Below are 1,775 nucleotides of genomic sequence, written 5' to 3'. Positions count from 1 at the left end.
GATGTTCCGGCGGTGTCCTACTCTCCCACACCCTGTCGAGTGCAGTACCATCGGCGCAGGTGGCCTTAGCTTCCGGGTTCGGAATGGGACCGGGCGTTTCCCCACCGCTATAGCCGCCGTAACTCTATGAAACTGTCACATTCCATGTGCCAGAGGAGAATTTTCGAGGGGCAACCCCTCGAACACCCCAAAAGGGGGTCCTAGGGGGAAGCCCCCTAGAAAAATCCTTCTCCAACACACGGTCGTGTGTTGTTTCAGATACTGCACAGTGGACGCGTAGCTTCTTTGTTGGTAAGTCCTCGGCCTATTAGTACCAGTCACCTACATCTGTTACCAGACTTCCAGTTCTGGCCTATCAACCCAATGGTCTGTTGGGGGCCTTACCCACTCGAAGGTGGTGAGAAACCTCATCTTGGAACAGGCTTCCCGCTTAGATGCTTTCAGCGGTTATCCCTTCCGAACGTAGCAAACCAGCCGTGCTCCTGGCGGAACAACTGGCACACCAGAGGTTCGTCCGTCCCGGTCCTCTCGTACTAGGGACAGCCTTCCTCAAGTTTCTGACGCGCGCGGCGGATAGAGACCGAACTGTCTCACGACGTTCTAAACCCAGCTCGCGTGCCGCTTTAATGGGCGAACAGCCCAACCCTTGGGACCTACTCCAGCCCCAGGATGCGACGAGCCGACATCGAGGTGCCAAACCATCCCGTCGATATGGACTCTTGGGGAAGATCAGCCTGTTATCCCCGGGGTACCTTTTATCCGTTGAGCGACACCGCTTCCACTTGCCGGTGCCGGATCACTAGTCCCGACTTTCGTCCCTGCTCGACCTGTCGGTCTCACAGTCAAGCTCCCTTGTGCACTTGCACTCGACACCTGATTGCCAACCAGGCTGAGGGAACCTTTGGGCGCCTCCGTTACATTTTGGGAGGCAACCGCCCCAGTTAAACTACCCACCAGGCACTGTCCCTGAACCCGATCAGGGTCCGAGGTTAGAGGTCCAATACGATCAGAGTGGTATTTCAACGACGACTCCACGAATACTGGCGTACCCGCTTCACAGTCTCCCACCTATCCTACACAAACCGTACCGAACACCAATACCAAGCTATAGTGAAGGTCCCGGGGTCTTTTCGTCCTGCCGCGCGTAACGAGCATCTTTACTCGTACTGCAATTTCGCCGAGTCTGTGGTTGAGACAGCTGAGAAGTCGTTACGCCATTCGTGCAGGTCGGAACTTACCCGACAAGGAATTTCGCTACCTTAGGATGGTTATAGTTACCACCGCCGTTTACCGGGGCTTAAATTCTCAGCTTCGCCACCGAAGTAGCTAACCGGTCCTCTTAACCTTCCGGCACCGGGCAGGCGTCAGTCCGTATACATCGTCTTACGACTTCGCACGGACCTGTGTTTTTAGTAAACAGTCGCTTCTCACTGGTCTCTGCGACCCAACCCAGCTCCCACCGCAAGGGTGTTCACCAGACCGGGCCCTCCTTCTCCCGAAGTTACGGAGGTATTTTGCCGAGTTCCTTAACCACAGTTATCTCGATCGCCTTAGTATTCTCTACCTGACCACCTGTGTCGGTTTGGGGTACGGGCCGTGTACCAACTCACTAGAGGCTTTTCTCGGCAGCATAGGATCACTGAATTCGCCTCAATCGGCTACGCATCACCTCTCAGGCTATATGAGATACGGATTTGCCTATATCTCGCCCTACAGGCTTACACCAGGTATTCCATCACCTGGCCCAGCTACCTTCCTGCGTCACCCCATCGCTT

At 55.2% G+C, this 1,775-nt stretch carries 2 rRNA genes; both read right to left on the bottom strand.

Going from position 1 to position 1,775, the window contains the following annotated elements:
- Positions 1 to 4 precede the first annotated feature (4 nt).
- Positions 5 to 121, bottom strand: a 5S ribosomal RNA gene (gene rrf / locus ACWELQ_RS45105).
- A 166-nt stretch (positions 122 to 287) separates the two neighbouring features.
- Positions 288 to 1,775, bottom strand: a 23S ribosomal RNA gene (locus ACWELQ_RS45100); the annotation flags it as partial.

This window comes from Nocardia sp. NPDC004722 (genome assembly GCF_053601505.1).
This window is presented reverse-complemented; position numbering and strand designations above follow the sequence as displayed.